Source organism: Microbacterium sp. CCNWLW41 (assembly GCF_037083505.1).
In genome coordinates, this window is record NZ_JBAOJP010000001.1 from 819,596 (window position 1) to 837,150 (window position 17,555).

Below are 17,555 nucleotides of genomic sequence, written 5' to 3' on the forward strand. Positions count from 1 at the left end.
CAAGACGCATGCGGCGGCGGGTCGGGCGCTGAGCGCTCGGGACCGGAGCCTCAGCGGGCGAGGATCTCGGCGTTGAGTTCGCGCTGCCAGTCCCGCAGCTGCCACATCGGGTGGTGCGGCGCGGCGTTCGAGCACAGCACGACGCCCCACACGCCGTGATCGAGGGCGGTGCGCACGCCGTGCTCGGCCAGGGCGCGGCCGATCGGGCCCTCCTCGAACGTCCCGTGCAGCGGCGTGTAGCCGACCCAGCCCTCCCCGACGATCGCCGGAACACCCTGCCAGCGCGCCCACGCGGCGATCGCGATGGTGCGCGAGGCGATCTCGCGACGCATGACCTGCTCGTACGGCGGGTTGTGGCCGACGAGCCAGGCGTCCCACGCGGCGGGGTCGATCCAGTCGTAGCCGTAGATCATCTGGTCGGTGACGACGGTCGCGCGGTACTTCCACTCCTCGGCGCGGCCGTAGTCCGCGACCGGCGGGGCATCCGGACGCAGCAGGGAACGCAGCGCGGCATTGGGGAAGCCCTCGCTGCCCTCCGACCGGATGTCGACCCGTTGCTGCAGGGCGTCGAGCACGCCGTAGCTGTAGACGTGGAACTGCGCGGCACCCAGTCCGTCGGGGAGCCGGTGCATGGCGAGGTGCGGCGGCTTGCCGTAGCTGGCGGTGATGAGCAGATCCGGATGCTGCGCCCGCAGCCGCGCCACCTCCTCCGCTCCGCCGTCCTCGAGCGCGGGCAGGATCGAGAAGTCGACCTCGTTGTGCAGCTCCACGAGTGCGATCCGCTCACGGTGGCCGTGGTCGGTGAGCCACCCGATCATCGCGTCCCACGCAGCGGAGAGGACGCGGTAGCGCTCGGCGAGCGGCACCGCGTCGATCGCGTGGAACCATGCGGGAGAGGCGGCGAACGCGGTCGACTGCTGGTACTCCCAGCTGGCCAGGATGATCACCATGCCGTGCGCCGCGGCGGCCTCGAACAGCGCCAGAAGTCGTGCGCGCAGATCGAGGCGGAAGCCGCCCGGAGTGTCGTACCAGCGGGTGCGCTGGCCGAAGTACCCGCCGGCGGGGGAGGCTCCGAGCCCCTCGATCTCGAGGTCGCGGGCGAGGTCGTCGAGCCCCAGCCCGCCGAAGAGCAGCAGCGGTGCGGCGCAGATGCGGATGGCGTTGTAGCCGAGGGATGCGGCATCCGCCATCGCCGCGCCGAGATCGGCGAACGGCTCGCCTGGACCCGCCTGCGTGTACCAGGAGAAGTCCCACAGGGTGATCGTGAGCCGCTGGGGCAGGTGCGCCGGCACCGGTCCGGTGAGGGACGACTCGTCGCGCTCGATCGTGCCGGATCCCAGGTAGCGCTCGGTCATGCGTCGATCCTTCCCGCGGTGCGGACCTCGGTCGCCGAGGCGGCCTGCCGCGCGCGCCCTCGTGCGGCGAGCCGCTCCAGTTCGTCCGCCGTCGCAGCCCGGGTCGATGCGGTGTCGGAGTCGAAGGGCGTGAGCTCGGGCACCGAGGTGGCGAAGTAGTCGATCTCGTCCCTCGCCGCGCGCAGGGCGGCCGCGCGCGCGTCGAGGGCGTCCCAGGCGGCGCTCGCCGCAGCGGCGTCGCCGAGGTGCAGGTGTGCGATGCCCTCCCAGTACGTGGTCTCGTCGGCAGGGCGCGGGTCGACGGCGAGCGGCGTCGGCGCGACGGCTTCGCGCCACGCGTCGGCGGCGCCGGCGGGGTCGCCGGCCGCTTCGCGCGCGAGACCGAGGAGCACCCACCGCCGCACCGGACGCTCAGCGGGGTGCCGTCCCTCGCCGAGCGACCGCGGCGGCACGAATCCCGCCTCGAGGAGGGCCGCTGCCTCTGCCGGCGACGCCGGGAGCATCCGCTCCGCGAGCGTGCACGCGGCGCGATCGAACGCCGCGATCACCCGTCCTTCGCCGCCTTCGAAGGGGCGGAACCGCCGTGTGCTGAGCAGGCGCCAGGCGTCGTCGACGCGCCCCGCATCGAGCAGGAGGTTCGCGTGGCGCACAGCCAGGTCGTCGCGGACGTCGAGAAGCGCGGCGTGCCGCTCGAGCATGGCGAGGCGGGTGGCGGCATCCGTTCCGCGCCGTTCGGCGAGCACGTCGCGCTCGAAGACGAGGCGCGCTTCGGGTCGCAGGGCGAGCGCCTGTGCGAGGGCCGCGTCGGCACCCTCGTCATCGTCGGCGACAGCCACGAGAGCGATCGCGAGATTGCGCCACACCACGGGGTCTGTCGATCCGCCGGCGGTCGACGCGCGGAGGTGCTGCAGCGCGTCGGCCTCGCGGTGCGCGTCGAGCAGCCACATGCCGAGCAGACCGCACGCGACGACGTCGGTCGGGTCGGCGTCGATCGCCGCGACCAGAGCGTCGTACTGATCCAGGCCCGCGGGGAAGGCGAGCGCCGCCGACGACGCACGCGCGGACCGCCGCTCGTCGGCCGCCGCATCCGCCCGCCCGGCGCGCTCGAACCAGTGCGCGCGCAGATAGTGGCGAAGCGGACCGGCGCGCCCCGCCGACGGAGTGGCCTCGAGGTCCAGCGCCGTTGCGGCCAGCGCCTCGTCGTACGCGCCGGCACGGGCGAGCTCGGCGCCGACGTCGAGGGCGGTGCGCGCGTCGCGCCGGGTCAGGTCGCCCCCCAGCGCCCGCGTCGCCGGGTCGAGCGGGTCGTCGGCGAGCAGATCGGACAGAAGGGCGACGGATGCCGCGTCCTCGCCGTGGCGCGAGAGTGCGAGCGCCTCGATCCGGCGTGCCTCCGGGATGGCGCGCGCGGCACGCGCCAGCGCGAGAGCCGCGGTCGGGGACCCGGTGCGCAGGGCGATGCGTGCGCGCGCCAGGGCCGCCGCCCCGGCGAAGGCTGCGTTCCAGCCCGACTTCGCCAGCCACCGATCGGCGGCGTCGTCGTTCCCCAGCCGCTCGTGGACGAGACCGAGGAGGTACGCCGTCTCGCCGTCGCGCGGGTTGAGGTTGCGGCGGGTGAGCCGGTCTGTCGCCGCGGTGAGAAGCTCGAGCGCCTCGGCGTACTGTCCGCGCGCGAGGTGCCACGCGCCGAGCGCGGTGGCGGCCCTCGAGTCGCCCGGATCGCGGCGCAGCGCCTCGCGCAGGTACGGCACCGCGGACCGCGTCGGGTGTCGGTACTGCAGCAGGTGCACCGCCGTGGCGTACAGCTCGTCGTTCGACGGGATGTCCTCCGGCTGGTCGGGCGCGGTCGCGGCCCACGGCTCGCCGGCGTCACCGGTGGGGGCGCGCCACACCACCAGAGGCGCGCCGGAGTGGATGACCCGCACCTCGAGTTCCGGGGCGTCCGCCGGGATCGCCGCGCCCGCCGTGAAGGGCGCATCCGGCGAGAGATCCGCCGTCCACGCCTCGACGAGCTGACCGCCGCGCCGCAGCTCGATCGAGGCGCCGGGCAGCGAACGCGTGGCGATCGCCGTGATGCGCGTGCCGTCGCCGTCGGCGCGGACGCCGAGCGCAGCATCCGTCGTCGCCTGCCGGACCGGGCCGGTGCCGTGGATCGGGTACCAGTACTGGCGGAAGCGCTTGGTCTCGCCCGGGAGCAGCCAGCTGAAGTCGGGCTGGTTGTCGGTGTAGACGCCCGCCATGAGCTCGACGTAGGGGCCGTCGCCGTCGGTGAGCTGATCGTCCCACGCTCGGCCGATCGGGCCGTCGCCCCACGTCCACTGCTTCTTGCCGGGTGAGATCGCCCGGTCGGCCCAGTGCACGAAGCCGGCGTCGGCGGCATGGTCGTAGCCGCCGAAGAAGTCGTCGTCGGTGTCGGTGATCATGTACGACGTCGGCACCGGGATGTTGCTGTAGACGTCGATGCGGTCGGCGTCGGCGCGCTCGGCGGCGCGCGCCGGGTAGTCGACGCCGTAGTACGGCCGGTCCGCCCGCGGGAAGGCGGTGATGGCGCGCCGGGCGTGGTCGGCGACATAGGCGACGTCGTCGGGGAAGAACGACTGGTACTGGTCGTGCGAGCGCGCGGCGACATTGGCCCACCACAGGAACGTCTGCGGCACGTCGGTGCGGTTGTGCAGTGCCGCTTCGAGCTCGATGAGCGAGGAGCCCGGCCGCAGGCGCACGCCGTGCACGCCCCGCATGCGCTGGAGCGGATCGAGGTCGCTGTGCCAGACGACGACCGCGCCGTCGTCTTCGCGCTCGATGCGCGCGTCGACCGGCAGGAACGTCGCCGGCCGGTGGTGCTGGGGCCAGTTGAACTCCACGCCGCCCGAGATCCACGGACCGGCCAGTCCGACGAGCGCCGGCTTGATGACGTTGTTGCGGTAGAAGAAGTCGTAGCCGGCGACCTTGTCGTAGCCGATGTGGATGCGGCCGCCGATGTCGGGCAGCAGCAGAAGGCGCACGTAGGCGTTCTCGAGATGGATCGCCTGCCACAGCCGCGGCGCCTTCTCGTGCGCGACGCTGTCGATCATCGGCAGCGGGTACACCTTGCCGCTGGACCCCTGGTAGACCCGGCGGTCGAGGAACAGCGGGAACGGGTCCGGCTCACCGGCCGCGTAGGTGTCGATCGACACCGGCTCGCTCCAGCAGGCGACGCCGCCGGCGGCGAGGAGGCGCGCCTGGTCGGCGGGGGCGGCGGGCAGCTCGATGCGGCTCGGGGCGTCGGCGGGGGAAGTCACCTGGCAAAAGTACGGCGCGCAGGTCCGCGCGACAATGGGAGAACGCACGTCGAACCTGGATGATCCGCTGGTCGCCGTATGGCAAGATGCCGGAATGGAACGCGCCGACGGCTTCGAGCGGCAGCGGCTCAGTGTCGTGCCGCGCCCCCTCGTGGAGGCCGCACTTGTGCGCCCCGTCACGCGACGGATCCTGGTGACGGATGCCGGATACTTCCCGCGGGCCGAGCTGCACGGGCGTCATCGCCCGAGCGGCGCCGAGGAGACGATCGTCATCGTGTGCGTCGCCGGCTCGGGCTGGGTCGAGGCAGGCGGGGCCCGCCTGCGCGTCGGCAGTTCGACGGCGATCGTGCTCCCGGGAGGCATGCCGCATTCCTACGGCGCGGCGGCCGACGAGCCCTGGACCATCTGGTGGTGCCATGTGCGCGGCACCGATGTGCCCGAACTCGTCGAGGCTGCCGGCATCCGTCGCGACCGGGTCACCCTCTCGCTGCGCGAGGTGGACCGCGTCACCTCGCTGCTCGACGAGATCTCGGTCGCGCTGGCGCGCGACACCACCCCCGCTCGCCTGGCGGCGACGTCGGGAATGGCGTGGCGGCTGTTCACGCAGCTCGCGGTCGACCGCGCGCTGCCGAGCGAGGGAGCACCGGTCGAACGCGCGATGCGCTATCTCGAAGACCGCATCGAGGGCCGGGTGCAGGTGCCCGAGCTCGCCGCGATGGTCGGCGTCTCGCCGTCGCACCTCGCCGCGCTCTTCCGCGAGGCGACCGGCGGAGGCGTGCTCGCCCATCACAACGCGCTGAAGATGGCGCGTGCCCGGGCGCTGCTGGACACCACCCACCTGCCGGTCGCCGAGATCGGCCGGCAGGTGGGCATGGACGATCCGTTCTACTTCTCACGCCAGTTCCGGCGGACGCACGGCATGAGCCCGCGCGCGTACCGGGAACTGCGCAAGGGCTGATCAGCCCTTCGTGGCACCGGCCGTGAGGTCGGCGCGCCAGAACCGCTGCAGTGCGGTCATCAAGGCGACCAGCAGCAGGGCCGATACGGCGGAGCCCGCGACGACGAGCGAGTAGAACATCGGGTCGCGCTGGGTCTGGCCGTTCCAGAGAGTGAGCCCGAGCGTGACCGGGAACGTCGAGGTGTCGTTCAGCATGACCAGCGGCAGCAGGTAGTTGTTCCAGATGGTCACGAACTGGAAGAGGAAGATCGTCACCATCGCCGGCATCATCATGCGGGTCGCCATCGATGCGAAGATGCGCAGGTCGCCGGCGCCGTCCAGGCGCGCCGCCTCGATGACCTCGTCGGGCACGCTCGCGTTCGCATGGATGCGGGCGAGGTAGACGCCGAACGGGCTGACCATGCTGGGCAGCAGCACCGCCCAGTAGGTGCCGGTGAGCCCGAACGTGTTGAGCAGGAAGTACAGGGGCAGGGCGATCACCGTCGCCGGCACCAGCACGCCGCCGAGGATCACCGAGAACAGCGCCTCGCGTCCGCGGAACGGGAACTTGGCGATCGCGTAGCCGCAGGCCGCCGAGAGCACCATCGCCACGAAGGCGCCCACGCCCGAGTAGATGATGCTGTTGAGCACCCAGCGGGTGAAGGCGCCGCCGTCCTGGGTGAACAGCGCGACGAGGTTCTCCCACGCCTGCGGCGAGTCGGAGAACCACAGGCCGAACGTGCCGAAGAGGTCGGCGGGCGACTTGGTCGCTGCGATCACGACCCACACCAGCGGGAGCAGGAAGTAGACACCGGCGACGATCAGCACCGCGTTGACGGCGACGGTGCTCACACCGCCGCGGGTGCCGGACTGCATCCGGGGCTGGGTCGTGGACTGCATCCGGGGCTGTGCCGAGGTCACCATGCGCGGTTCCCCTTCCGGTTGACGAGCCGCAGGAAGCCGAACGAGAACGCGAAGCCGAGGATCGCGACGATGACGGCCATCGCCGCGGCGAGGTTCGGGTTGCCCTGCGCGAAGGCCTGGTTGTAGGCGGCGAGGTTCGGCGTGTAGGTCGTGCTGATGGCTGTCGTGAGCGGGCGCAGCACGAGGGGCTCGACGAACAGCTGGAGCGTGCCGATGATCGTGAAGACGGTGACCAGGATGATCGACGGCCGGACCAGGGGCAGCTTGATGTGCCAGACCGTGGCCCAGCCCGAGGCGCCGTCGACGCGCGCGGCCTCGTAGAGCTCGGAGGGGATGGCGTTCAGCGCCGCCATGAGGATCACCATGTTGTAGCCGGCGAAGCCCCACAGGGCGATGTTGGCGATCGAGAAGAGCACCGTGCCGCTGGCGAGCGGGTCGAAGCTCACACCTGCGAACCCGAGCACCTGCAGCACCGGACTGGTCGCCGGCACGTAGAGGAAGCCCCACAGCAGCGTGGCCACGACACCGGGCACCCCGTAGGGCGAGAAGTAGATGACACGGAACATCCGCGGGAGCCGTGCCCGCCCCGAGTCCAGCAGCAGGGCGAGCCCCAGCGCCGTGACCACCATGAGCGGCACGAGGATCGCCGAGAAGAGCACCAGGCGGCCCAGGCTCTCGACGAACGTGGGGTCGGACAGCGCGCGGACGTAATTGTCGAGGAAGACGAACACCGTCTCGGGAGCGCCGTAGCCGAGCCCGGAGCTGCGCGTGGTGAACATGCTCTGCACGACGGCATAGACGATCGGCGCCACGAAGAACGCGGCGAACATGACGACGAAGGGCAGCACGAGAACCCATACCGCGCCCGGCAGGCGTCGTCGGCGGCGTGGGGCGACAGGTGCGGATTCGGACGCGGGCCCGACGGCGGGCGCAGGGGTGCGGACAGCGAGACTCACGGGTCTTCTCCCAGGGAATGGCGACGGGGTGGGCCGCCGTGCAGCCCACCCCATCGGTGTCAGTCGACCGAGATGCCGCGCTCTTCGAGCGCCGCGACCATGTCGGCCTGGGTCTTGGCGTACGCCTCGGGCAGCGGTGTGCCCGCGTCGACGGCGGCCTTGACGTTGTCGGTGAGACTCGCGAAGAGCGTCGACGACAGCGGCGGCCAGGCCCACGACGTGTCGACGGCCTTGTCGGACTCGGCGAAGACGTCCCAGATGTCCTGCCCGCCGTAGAAGTCGAACACCTCCGGCGCGTCCTGCAGCGACGCGATCGCGCCGGTGTCGACGATCGACGGCCAGCCGGCGCCGATCTCGGTGAGGATGCTGACGCTGTCGGTGTTCGAGTTCAGCCAGACCGCGAACTCGGCGGCCTCCTCGGGGTGCTTCGAGCCCTTCAGCACGGCGTTGGCCGAGCCGCCGGCCCAGGTCGCCGAGACGTTCTCGCCGGCGTTCCACTGCGGCATGGCGCCGACCGCCCACTTGCCGGCGGTGTCGGGTGCGGTTCCGCGCAGGATCGCGTCGGCCCAGGAGCCCGAGATCCACGTGAGGATGTTGCCGTTCTGCAGGTCGGCGTTCCACTCGCTGGAGAAGTCGGCCTCCACCTTCACGAGGTCCTCGTCGATGAGCTTCTGCCAGAACTCGGCCACCTTGATCGTCTCGTCGCCGTCGATCGACACCGTCCAGGCGTCGTCCTCGGCGACGAACCAGTTGGCGCCGCCCTGCTGCGCGAGGCCGATCATCCAGGGTGCCTGGTTGAACGCGAAGGCGGTGATGTAGCGGTCCGGGCCCGAGGCGCGCACGACCTTGGCGGCCTCGTAGAACTCGTCCCACGTCTCGGGGTACTCGATGCCCAGCTCCGCGAAGATGTCCGCGCGGTAGAACTGGCCGAGCGGCCCCGACGCCTGCGGGATCGAGTACACCTTGTCGCCGAAGACACCGGTCTGCCACTGCCAGGGGACGAACTTCTCCTCGGCGTCGGAGACGTACGGGGTGATGTCCTCGAGGGCGTCGTTGATGAGGAAGTCGGGGATGGCGTCGTAGCCCAGCTGCACGACGTCGGCCGGGTTGCCGGCCTGGACCGCCGACAGCATCGTGGCGTAGCCGCCGTCGGGGCCGGCCGTGATGGTCTCGAGCTCGACGTGGATGTCGTCGTGCGCGTCGTTGAACGCGTCGACGGCACGGTCGATGTTCGGCACCCACGACTGGAAGGTGATCTCGACGGGCTCGCCGTCTGCGGGCTGGTCGGAACCCGACCCGCCTGCGCATCCGGCGAGGGTCAGGACGGCGGCGACGCCGCCGGCGAGAAGGGCCGCCGCTCGGGTGCGACGACGAGTGGAAATGGACATACATGCTCCCTTGCGATGCAGACGGGACAGCCTCGTCTGGATGGTGCGCACCGAGATTACGTCGGTGTCACGCCAGGGAACATGGGCGAAGCGCGCCACCACCTGGACGATCCGATGGAGCGACGGTGGAGCGGGTCAGTCGCGCTTGCCGCGATTGCGCCACCACTGCCACAGGATCACGGTGAGCGTGCCGAGCAGGATGACGGCGCTCGTCAGCAGGAGCAGCGTCTGCTCGGTGTCGGAGATCATGGGCGCTTCCCTTCGGCGGCGTCGGCCACGAGTTTCGCGATGCGCGCGGCGCGCGTCTCGGGTCGGCGGGCGGAGTCGACGGCGCCGATGCCGACCTTGCGGGTCGACGGCGGGAAGGCGTCCCACGCCGCGCGGGCGGTCGGCTCGGCGTCGAGGGCGGCGGCGAGGTCGTCGGGCTCGCGCAGCGCCTCGGCGTTGTCGAGCACGGTCCACGCGCCGTTCTGCTTGGCGAGTTCGATGGCACGGATGCCGGCCTCCGCCAGCAGCCCGTCGGCCTCGAGCCGCGCGACCCGCGCCTTGTTCGTCGCTGCCCATCCGCTCGACGGACGCCGCGGCGCGAACCACAGCCCGCCGCGCTGCTCGTCGAAGGAGCGGACCGGCCCGTCGATCCACCCGAAGCACAGCGCCTGCAGGATCGCGTCCTCGTAGCCGACGAACTCGAGCCCGGAGCCGGGCCGGGCGCGGACGAGCCACGCTCCCTTGGAGGTGCGATGGTTCTCGGCGAGCCAACGGCGCCAGGCGGCGGCATCCGTCGCCTCCACCTTCTCGCCGTCGTCGAGCGCTCCCATGCTCGCGACCCTATCGGTGAGCCCCGACGTGAGGGTCAGAGCAGCTCGGGGTCCTCGGACTCGACCGGCTCGGAGTCGAGCAGGTCGGCGACCGAGCCCAGCACCTCGTCGGGGCGGAACGGGTAGCGCTGGATCTCGGCGGCGTCGCTGATGCCGGTGAGCACGAGCACGGTGTGCAGGCCCGCCTCGATGCCGGCCACGACGTCGGTGTCCATGCGGTCGCCGATCATGCCGGTGTTCTCGGAGTGGGCGCCGAGACGGTTCATCGCCGAGCGGAACATCATCGGGTTGGGCTTGCCCACCACGTACGGCTCCATGCCGGTGGCCTTGGTGATGAGCGCCGAGATCGCACCCGTGGCAGGCAGCACGCCCTCGGTCGACGGACCGGTCGCGTCGGGGTTCGTCGCGATGAAGCGGGCGCCGGCCCCGATGAAGCGGATCGCCTTCGTGATCGCCTCGAACGAGTAGTTGCGCGTCTCGCCCACGACGACGTAGTCGGGGTTCGTCTCGGTCATGATGAACCCGGCCTCGTGGAGCGCCGTCGTCAGGCCCGCCTCGCCGATCACGAACGCCGTCCCGCCGGGCATCTGCGACTTCAGGAAGTCCGCCGTCGCGAGCGCCGACGTCCAGATGGACTCCTCGGGCACCAGGAGTCCGGAGGCCCGCAGCCGGGCGGCGAGGTCGCGGGGCGTGAAGATCGAGTTGTTGGTCAGCACCAGGAACGGCACGCCCTGCTCGCGCCACTGCTGCAGCAGGTCTGAAGCCCCCGGGATCGGCGTGTTCTCGTGCACGAGGACGCCGTCCATGTCGGTGAGCCAGCAATCGATGTCGGACCGGGTGCGCATGCGTCCAGACTAGGCGGCGGGCAGGCGTAGGGTCGAAGCCGTGACGTGGGACCCCCGCAGCCTCCCCGACCTGGCGGGTCGGGTGTATCTGGTGACCGGCTCGAACACCGGTCTCGGCTACTTCGCGTCCGAGCAGCTGGTGCGGGCGGGGGCGCGGGTGATCATGTCGGCGCGGCATCCGAATCGTCTGTCGGGGGCCCGCGCCGCGATCCGCAGGAGGGTTCCGGATGCCGCGCCCGACGCCACCGACCCGCTCATCCTCGACACGTCCAACCTCGGATCGGTGCGCTCCGCCGCCGCCAGCATCCGCGGCCGCGGCGCCCTGGACGGCGTGCTGCTCAACGCCGGGATCGTCCACCCGCCGAAGGTGCGCCAGACGACGATCGACGGCAACGAGGTCGTCTTCGCCACGAACGCGCTCGGCCACTTCGCCCTCGCCGGCGAGCTGCTGACGGCGCTCGCCGAGGCCGCCGGCCGCATGGTCTGGGTCGGCAGCATGTCGACCTCGCTCACGCCGTACGACCCGGTCGACCCGCAGCTCGTCGAGAACTACTCGGCGTGGCGCGCCTATGTGCAGTCCAAGGTCGCCACCGCGGCGCTGGGCTTCGAGGCCGACCGGCGCCTGCGGGCCGCGCGGGTCGACGTCGCGAGCATCGTCGCCCACCCCGGGTACTCGATCGGCGGGCGCACGCCCGGCATCGTCGGCGTCAACGAGCCGTCGCGCGCCAAGCGGTTCCGCGACAACCTGCAGTCGGCCTTCTCGCAGTCCAAGGAGCACGGGGCGTGGCCGCTCGTGCGCGCCCTGACCGATCCCGAGGCCGAGAGCGGCGGATTCTGGGGCCCCCGCACCGGCTCGCGCGGCGAGCCGCGGGAGCAGACCGCCGCCAAGGTCACGCGCGACCCCGAGGTCGGCGCCCGGCTGTGGCAGGTGGCCGAGCAGGCGACCGGCGTCCGGTGGCCGTTCGACGCCGCCGCCCGCATCGGCGCCGCCCGGCGCTGACCTCTCGGTGCTGACCGCTCGGTGGCTCGGCTTCGCCGGCGCCGAGCCGACACAGCGTCGGAGGTCTTCGGCGACACGCCGGGTGGCGGCATCCGCTGTCGGCGTGTCGTCCGGATGTTCCGATCCTGTGCTCCCGGACGGAGCAGGAGGGTGTCAGGCGGTGAGCCACACGGCGTCGGAGGCGCCGGCGGGAAGTGCGACGTCGGTTCCGCCGATGCGGAGGGTGACGGCGTCCGTCACCGTCACCGTCGTGCCCACCGCGACGCCGGCCGTCTCGACCGCGCGCAGCAGCTCGGGGTCCCGGTCGCTCACCCGCAGCACGCGGCCCACGTGCCCCGACGGCGCGGTGGCCAGCAGCACGAAGGGCTCGCGGTGCACCTCGCCCGCGGCATCCGGGATCGCATCGCCGTGCGGGTCGAACCGCGGGCGCCCCAGGCGCTCGTCGATGCCCTCGAGCAGCCGGTCGCTGATGGCGTGCTCGAGCACCTCGGCCTCGTCGTGCACCTCGTCCCACGCGTAGCCGAACTCCTGCACGAGCCATGTCTCGATGAGCCGGTGCCGGCGGATGATCGCCGCCGCCCGGCGCACGCCGTCGTCCGAGAGCGCGATCGGCCCGTAGGGGCGATGGGTCACCAGGCCCTGCGCCGCGAGCTTCTGCACCATCTCGGTGACGCTCGACGGGGCGAGGCCCAGCTCGGCGGCCAGCTGCGACGGGGTGATGCGATCGTCCTGCCACTCGGTGTGGTGGTAGATCGTCTTCAGATAGTCGTCGACGGCGGGGGAGGGCACGTCAAAAGGGTACCGGGGCCGCCTCACGCGCCCGTCAGCACGAGCCAGAGCAGCACGCCGTTGAGCGTGATGAGGAAGACGGATGCCGCGATCCCCGCGACCGTCGTCCACACCCGGTTGCGGTACCCGCCGAGCACCTCGCGCTTGGCGGTGAGCGCGACCAGCGGCACCAGCGCGAACGGGATGCCGAACGACAGCACCACCTGGCTGAGCACGAGTGCGACCGTCGGGTCGAAGCCGATCGCCAGGATGATCAGCGCCGGGATGAGGGTGACCAGGCGCCGGGCCAGCAGCGGCACGCGGATGTGCAGCAGTCCGTGCATGATCTCGGCGCCGGCGTAGGCGCCCACCGAGGTGCTGGCCAGGCCGCTCGCCAGCAGGCCGACGGCGAACAGCGTCGCCACGAGCGGTCCGAGCCCGGCGTACAGCGCGGCGTAGGCGCCCTCCAGGGAGTCGGTTCCGGGGACGCCCGCGAGGTTGGCCGCGGCCAGGAGCAGGATGCAGAGGTTCACCGTGCCCGCGATGAGCATCGCGATGGTCACGTCCCACTTCGTCGCGCGCAGCAGGCGCCGGGTCGAGATGCCGCGCAGCTCGGCCAGCGTCGCGTCGGGCGCGGTGCGGTCGCTCAGCGCCGACGCGGCGGCCGGCCGCGGGGCGAACCGGTCGCGGGCGAGCGCGCTGTGGGCGTAGATCGCGTGGGGCATGATCGTCGCGCCGAGGATCGAGGCGGCCAGGAGCACCGAGTCGGTGCCCTCGAAGCGCGGGACGAGCCCGCTTGCGACGCCGGCCGGGTCGGGCGGCGCGACGAGCACGCCGAACGAGAAGCCGATCGCGATCACCACGAGAAGACCGATGACGACGAACTCGAACGGGCGCGGACCCTTGCGCGACTGGATGAGCAGCAGGCCGATCGACACGGCGCCGGTGATCGCGCCGCCCCAGACCAGCGGGATGCCGAACAGTAGGTACAGCGCGACGGCCCCGCCGATCACCTCGGCGATGTCGGTCGCCATCGCGACGAGCTCGGCCTGCAGCCAGTAGGCGCGGCGGCCCCACGGACTGCGGATGCGACGCCCCAGCGTCTCGGGCAGGCTCTGGCCGGTGACGATCCCGAGCTTGGCGGAGAGGTACTGGATGAGCCACGCCATCACGTTGCCGACGACGACCACCCACACCAGCAGGTACCCGTAGCGGGCGCCGGCGGTCATGTTGCTGGCGACGTTGCCGGGGTCGAGGTACGCCACGCCCGCCACGAGCGCCGGGCCGATGAGCCACGCCAGGCGCGGCAGTGTCAGGCCGCGCCGGCGCACGCCAGTGGGGGCATCCGTGAGTTCGGCAGTTTTCGGCACACCGAAACCATACCCGGATTTCGGTGTGCCGAAAAGTGGCGCGTCAGGTGTCGCGGCGCCGGCGGCGCAGCCGCCAGACGTTGCCGCCCTCGGTCTCGTGGATGAGCTCGTCGCACGCGGCCAGCGCGATCGCGAGGCCGCGCCCGGACTCGGCGTCCGCCTCCGGCATGGAGACGGCGCTGAGGTCGAGGAGCGCCGGATCCGCCGTGTCACTGAAGACGGCCGACAGCGCCTCGTCGTCGGCATCCAGCTCGACCGTCACGTGGATCGGCTCGCGCGCCTGCGCGTGCTCGGCGACGTTGGCCGCCACCTCGCTCACCGCCAGGCGGAACAGCATCGCGTCCTCGTCGCCCACGCCCGCGGTGCGACGGAAGAGCTCGTCGAGCGCGTCGTGCACGTGGTCGACGAGCGCGTCGTCGACGATGCCCTCCCAGCGGAGGTCGGCCTCAGTCGCCATCGAATGCCGCCTCCGGGCTCGGGTGATCGCGCAGCACGCGATCCAGGTTGGTGAGCTTGAGCACGCGCTTGACCGGCTCGGTCGCCGCCGCGATCCGCAGATCGCCGCCGGCGAGACGGGCGGACTTGAGCCCGCCGATGAGGGCGCCGAGCCCCGACGAGTCGACGAACTCGGTGCCGGAGAGGTCGACGACGATGCGCGTGCTGCCCGTGCCCACGAGCTCGTCCACGGCCTGGCGCAGCCGCGGCACCGATGTCGCGGTCAGCCGGCCTTCGGGACGGACGAGCGCGTAGTCCGTCCCGGGCGTCACTGTCAGATTCACGGAGCCTCCTCGGGCTTCGGGGCGATGGGGCGCGTCGGCCCCCGGTACAGGGCGGCCTGGACGATGACGCTCAGCACGGCCAGGTCGTAGACCACCCACACGGTGTTGACGAGGGTGCCGGTGCCGTCCGAGGTGCCGACGGCCAGCCGGGCGAGGCCGATCACCAGCGCCAGCACGAGGACGGCGATCGCGGTCAGCTGCGGCCAGATCTCGCGCCACGGCGGTCCGGACTCGTCGCGGCCGTCCTTCTTCGTCACCGCGAACCCCAGCGGGCGTCCGAGGACCACGTTCGCGAACGCCGACGTGCACGCCTTGATCCACACCGGGAACAGCGCGAGGGAGTACTGCTGGCCGCGCCAGGTCCGCAGGCCCCTCGCGACCACCAGGAAGAGGACCTGGTTCACGATGAAGTAGGGCAGGAACCGCGCGAAGAAGTCCACGCTCCACGCGGTCACCGGCATCACGCCGAACACGAGGTAGATGACCGGTGCGGCGAGATAGACCAGTGCGGTGAAGCCCGAGAGGTAGCTCCACATCGTCGCGAAGTACATCAGCCGCTGGCCGGTGGAGAGCCCCTTCTTGGCCAGCGGGTTGTCGCGCAGCATGACCTGGAGCGTGCCCTGGGCCCACCGCAGCCGCTGCGTCAGCATGGTGCGCAGGTCCTCGGGCGCGAGGCCTCGCGCGAGGATCTCGTGGTGGTAGACGCTGCGCCATCCGAGGGAGTGCAGCTGCATCGCGGTGGCCATGTCCTCGGTGACGGAGATCGTCGCCATCGGCTGGACGGGCTGGGCCTCGTCGGGGCGATCGACCCGCAGCGCCTGCAGGAGGGCCGCCACCGACCCGACGGCGCCGAGCGGCGACAGCTCCCGCGTCGTGAGGGCGTCCAGGCCGGCGTCGTCGATGACGACCGCGTCGAGCTCGGCGTCGCGCTGCACCGGCAGCTCGCCGATCGACGCGAGGTCGGCCCGCATGCGGGCCAGATCGCCGCGCACGAGCTCGCGGGAGGCCGTGTCGACCGCCGACTGCACGCGGTAGGTCACCTCGCCGATCGGATCGCCCGCGTCCAGGCGCACGCGCGCCTGGGTGACCTCGCCGCCGAGCAGTCGCAGCTGGAGCCGCACGGCCGGGTCGGCGGTGCGGTCTCTCGCGGCCTTCACCAGCAGCGCCTCCGCCGCGCGCAGCGTGCGGGCGGTGGACTGCTCGACGTCGCGGACGTACCCCACGATGCCGAGCTGCATCAGGGCGTCGCGGCGCAGCACGGCGTTGGAGCCGCAGAAGAACGCGGCGTTCCAGCCGTCCTTGCCCTGCTGGATGGGCCCGTAGAACAGCGGCGCCTGACTGCCGAGCGGATCGGCGTCGTCGACGTTCATGAACCACTGCGGCGTCTGCACGAGTGCGACCTCGGGGTCGTCGGCGAAGTAGCCGAGCGTGCGATGCAGGATCAGCGGGTCGGGCACCTGGTCGGCGTCGAGGATGAGCAGGAACTCGCCCTCGGTGCTGAAGAGCGCGTTGTTGAGGTTGCCCGCCTTGGCGTGCCGGGGCTTGCCGTCCCAGTCGGACGAGCGCGTGATGTAGCCGACCCCCGCCTCGCGCGCGGCGGCCGCCATGTCGGGCCGTGCGCCGTCGTCGAGGATCCACGTCTCGTGCGGGTAGGCGATGCGCTTCGCGGCCCGCGCGGTGGCGATCACCATGTCGACGGGCTCGTTGTAGGTGGTGATGAGCACGTCGACCGTGCCCTGCGGCGGCGACACCGGTGCCGGGCGCTCCCGTGCGCGCCACATCGTGAGCGAGAACAGGAAGGTGTCGATGAGGCTGTACGTCTCGGCGATGACGAGCGGCACCGCGATCCACCACGCCGACCAGTTCACCGAGTCGAGCCAGCGCCAGGCGATGTAGTTGACCCCGAGCAGGACCGACAGCAGCGCGAGGATGCGGATCCAGACGAACCGCGCCGTCACGGATCCCGCCTCACGACGAGCACCGTGACGTCGTCGGGTGCCCCCTGCTGCAGCGCGAGACGCCGCGCTTCCTCGACCGCGCCGTGCGGGCCGAGGTCGCGCACCACGTCGTGCACGTGGCCGAACGGGTCGCCCGGGTCGAGGATGTCGAGGAGCCCGTCGCTGCACACCATGAAGACGTCGCCCGGCGCGAGCAGGGCGCCCGAGGTGATCCGTGTCTCGTCGAAGCCCATGCCGAGCGGGAGCCCCGTCGACTGCAGCGGCTCCCACTCGCCGTGCGCCCGCAGGATGAAGGCGAGGCTGTGGCCGGCGTCGATGAACGAGACGCCGCCGGTCTCGAGGTCGACGTCGGCGGCGACCGCCGTGACGAAGATGTTCGCGCCGCCGAGGTCGGCCTCGAGCATGCGGTCCACCTCCGAGACGGTGTCGGCGAGGGAGCGCGTGGGAGCAGTGCGCAGCGACGCCCTGACGGCCGATGCGACGATCGCGGGACCCGTGCCCTTGCCCATGACGTCGGCGAGGGCCACCCGGAGGCGCCCGTCCACGACCTGCCAGTCGTAGACGTCGCCCAGAAGGCTTCCCGCCGGCGTCGCCGATGCGGCGAGCGTGTACCCGGGGACGTCGGGGGTGCGCGCGGGGAGCATGGCGCGCTGCACGACGGATGCGTAGTCGAGCTCGTCGGCGTCGGTCAGCTCGGACTGCACCCACAGCGCGAGCTCCTTCAGCAGCACCCTCTCGCGATCGTCGAGCGTGCGCGGCCGGGTGTCGATGATGCAGAGCGTGCCGACCTGCTCGCCGCCCGGTGCCTTCAGCGGGTGGCCGGCGTAGAAGCGCAGATGCGGGTCGCCGAGGACGAACGGGCTCTCGGCGAAGGCGGCGTCGGTGGCGGCATCCTCGATCACGAGCGTGCCCTCCTGCCGGATGGTGACGTCGCAGAACGAGCCCTCCCGGGGTGCCTCCCGCCCTCCCAGGCCGATCTGGGCCTTGCGGAACTGCCTGTCGCGGTCGATGAGCGTGACGCTCACCATCGGCACGCCGAACATCTCCTGCGCCAGCCGGGCGACCCGGTCCACCCGCTCATCCGGCGGAGTGTCGAGTACCCCGAGTGCCTCGATGGCGCGCTGGCGCCTTTCGTCGTCGAACAACTGACCCCCCGGTCGTCACGATGACTCCAGTATG

15 protein-coding genes are annotated in these 17,555 nt (G+C 71.8%); 2 read left to right on the plus strand and 13 right to left on the minus strand.

Annotation, left to right across the window (positions count from 1 at the left end):
- Positions 1 to 50 precede the first annotated feature (50 nt).
- Both V6R91_RS03645 and V6R91_RS03650 read right to left on the minus strand, forming a co-directional pair.
- The gene (locus V6R91_RS03645; protein WP_336394224.1) at positions 51 to 1,355 is read right to left on the minus strand and encodes a cellulase-like family protein; all 1,305 of its coding nucleotides are present in this window, start codon (positions 1,353 to 1,355) and stop codon (positions 51 to 53) included.
- On the minus strand, positions 1,352 to 4,633 hold the full coding sequence (locus tag V6R91_RS03650) for a DUF5107 domain-containing protein (protein ID WP_336394225.1): 3,282 nt from the start codon (positions 4,631 to 4,633) through the stop codon (positions 1,352 to 1,354). Before V6R91_RS03650 ends, V6R91_RS03645 begins: the two co-directional genes overlap by 4 nt.
- A gap of 94 nt (positions 4,634 to 4,727) precedes the next feature.
- Between V6R91_RS03650 and V6R91_RS03655 the strand changes: the two genes are divergently transcribed.
- Positions 4,728 to 5,591 (plus strand): helix-turn-helix domain-containing protein, encoded by an 864-nt coding sequence (locus tag V6R91_RS03655; protein WP_336394226.1) that lies wholly within the window; start codon positions 4,728 to 4,730, stop codon positions 5,589 to 5,591.
- Here V6R91_RS03655 and V6R91_RS03660 read toward each other — a convergent pair whose 3' ends face one another.
- From V6R91_RS03660 to V6R91_RS03680, 5 genes are all read right to left on the minus strand, one after another.
- A complete protein-coding gene (locus V6R91_RS03660) occupies positions 5,592 to 6,494 on the minus strand; it encodes a carbohydrate ABC transporter permease (protein ID WP_336394227.1) in 903 nt (300 codons plus the stop codon). It lies immediately after the preceding gene.
- A complete protein-coding gene (locus V6R91_RS03665; protein ID WP_336394228.1) occupies positions 6,488 to 7,342 on the minus strand; it encodes a carbohydrate ABC transporter permease in 855 nt (284 codons plus the stop codon). The genes V6R91_RS03660 and V6R91_RS03665 overlap by 7 nt, the downstream gene beginning before the upstream one ends.
- Before the next feature lie 167 nt (positions 7,343 to 7,509).
- Positions 7,510 to 8,838 (minus strand): ABC transporter substrate-binding protein, encoded by a 1,329-nt coding sequence (locus V6R91_RS03670; protein ID WP_336394229.1) that lies wholly within the window; start codon positions 8,836 to 8,838, stop codon positions 7,510 to 7,512.
- Positions 8,839 to 9,083: 245 nt separating this feature from the next.
- The gene (locus tag V6R91_RS03675; RefSeq protein ID WP_336394230.1) at positions 9,084 to 9,656 is read right to left on the minus strand and encodes a YdeI/OmpD-associated family protein; all 573 of its coding nucleotides are present in this window, start codon (positions 9,654 to 9,656) and stop codon (positions 9,084 to 9,086) included.
- Positions 9,657 to 9,691: 35 nt separating this feature from the next.
- A complete protein-coding gene (locus V6R91_RS03680; RefSeq protein ID WP_336394231.1) occupies positions 9,692 to 10,501 on the minus strand; it encodes an HAD-IIA family hydrolase in 810 nt (269 codons plus the stop codon).
- Between the two features lie 40 nt (positions 10,502 to 10,541).
- On the opposite strand from V6R91_RS03680, the gene V6R91_RS03685 reads away from it, so the two are divergent.
- The gene (locus V6R91_RS03685; protein WP_336394232.1) at positions 10,542 to 11,501 is read left to right on the plus strand and encodes an SDR family NAD(P)-dependent oxidoreductase; all 960 of its coding nucleotides are present in this window, start codon (positions 10,542 to 10,544) and stop codon (positions 11,499 to 11,501) included.
- A 153-nt stretch (positions 11,502 to 11,654) separates the two neighbouring features.
- Here the strand turns inward: V6R91_RS03685 and V6R91_RS03690 are convergent, their stop codons facing one another.
- The 6 genes from V6R91_RS03690 to V6R91_RS03715 all read right to left on the minus strand — a co-directional run bounded on the left by V6R91_RS03690 (position 11,655) and on the right by V6R91_RS03715 (position 17,521).
- Positions 11,655 to 12,290: a metal-dependent transcriptional regulator gene (locus V6R91_RS03690; RefSeq protein ID WP_336394233.1), complete on the minus strand. Its 636-nt coding sequence runs from the start codon at positions 12,288 to 12,290 to the stop codon at positions 11,655 to 11,657.
- Positions 12,291 to 12,313: 23 nt separating this feature from the next.
- Positions 12,314 to 13,600, minus strand: coding sequence for an Nramp family divalent metal transporter (locus V6R91_RS03695; RefSeq protein ID WP_336395033.1), 1,287 nt, complete (start codon positions 13,598 to 13,600; stop codon positions 12,314 to 12,316).
- Between the two features lie 82 nt (positions 13,601 to 13,682).
- On the minus strand, positions 13,683 to 14,096 hold the full coding sequence (locus V6R91_RS03700; RefSeq protein ID WP_336394234.1) for an ATP-binding protein: 414 nt from the start codon (positions 14,094 to 14,096) through the stop codon (positions 13,683 to 13,685).
- Positions 14,086 to 14,418 (minus strand): STAS domain-containing protein, encoded by a 333-nt coding sequence (locus V6R91_RS03705; protein ID WP_336394235.1) that lies wholly within the window; start codon positions 14,416 to 14,418, stop codon positions 14,086 to 14,088. Before V6R91_RS03705 ends, V6R91_RS03700 begins: the two co-directional genes overlap by 11 nt.
- Positions 14,415 to 16,376: a glycosyltransferase family 2 protein gene (locus V6R91_RS03710; protein ID WP_336394236.1), complete on the minus strand. Its 1,962-nt coding sequence runs from the start codon at positions 16,374 to 16,376 to the stop codon at positions 14,415 to 14,417. Before V6R91_RS03710 ends, V6R91_RS03705 begins: the two co-directional genes overlap by 4 nt.
- On the minus strand, positions 16,373 to 17,521 hold the full coding sequence (locus V6R91_RS03715; RefSeq protein ID WP_336394237.1) for a PP2C family protein-serine/threonine phosphatase: 1,149 nt from the start codon (positions 17,519 to 17,521) through the stop codon (positions 16,373 to 16,375). The genes V6R91_RS03710 and V6R91_RS03715 overlap by 4 nt, the downstream gene beginning before the upstream one ends.
- Positions 17,522 to 17,555: the final 34 nt, after the last annotated feature.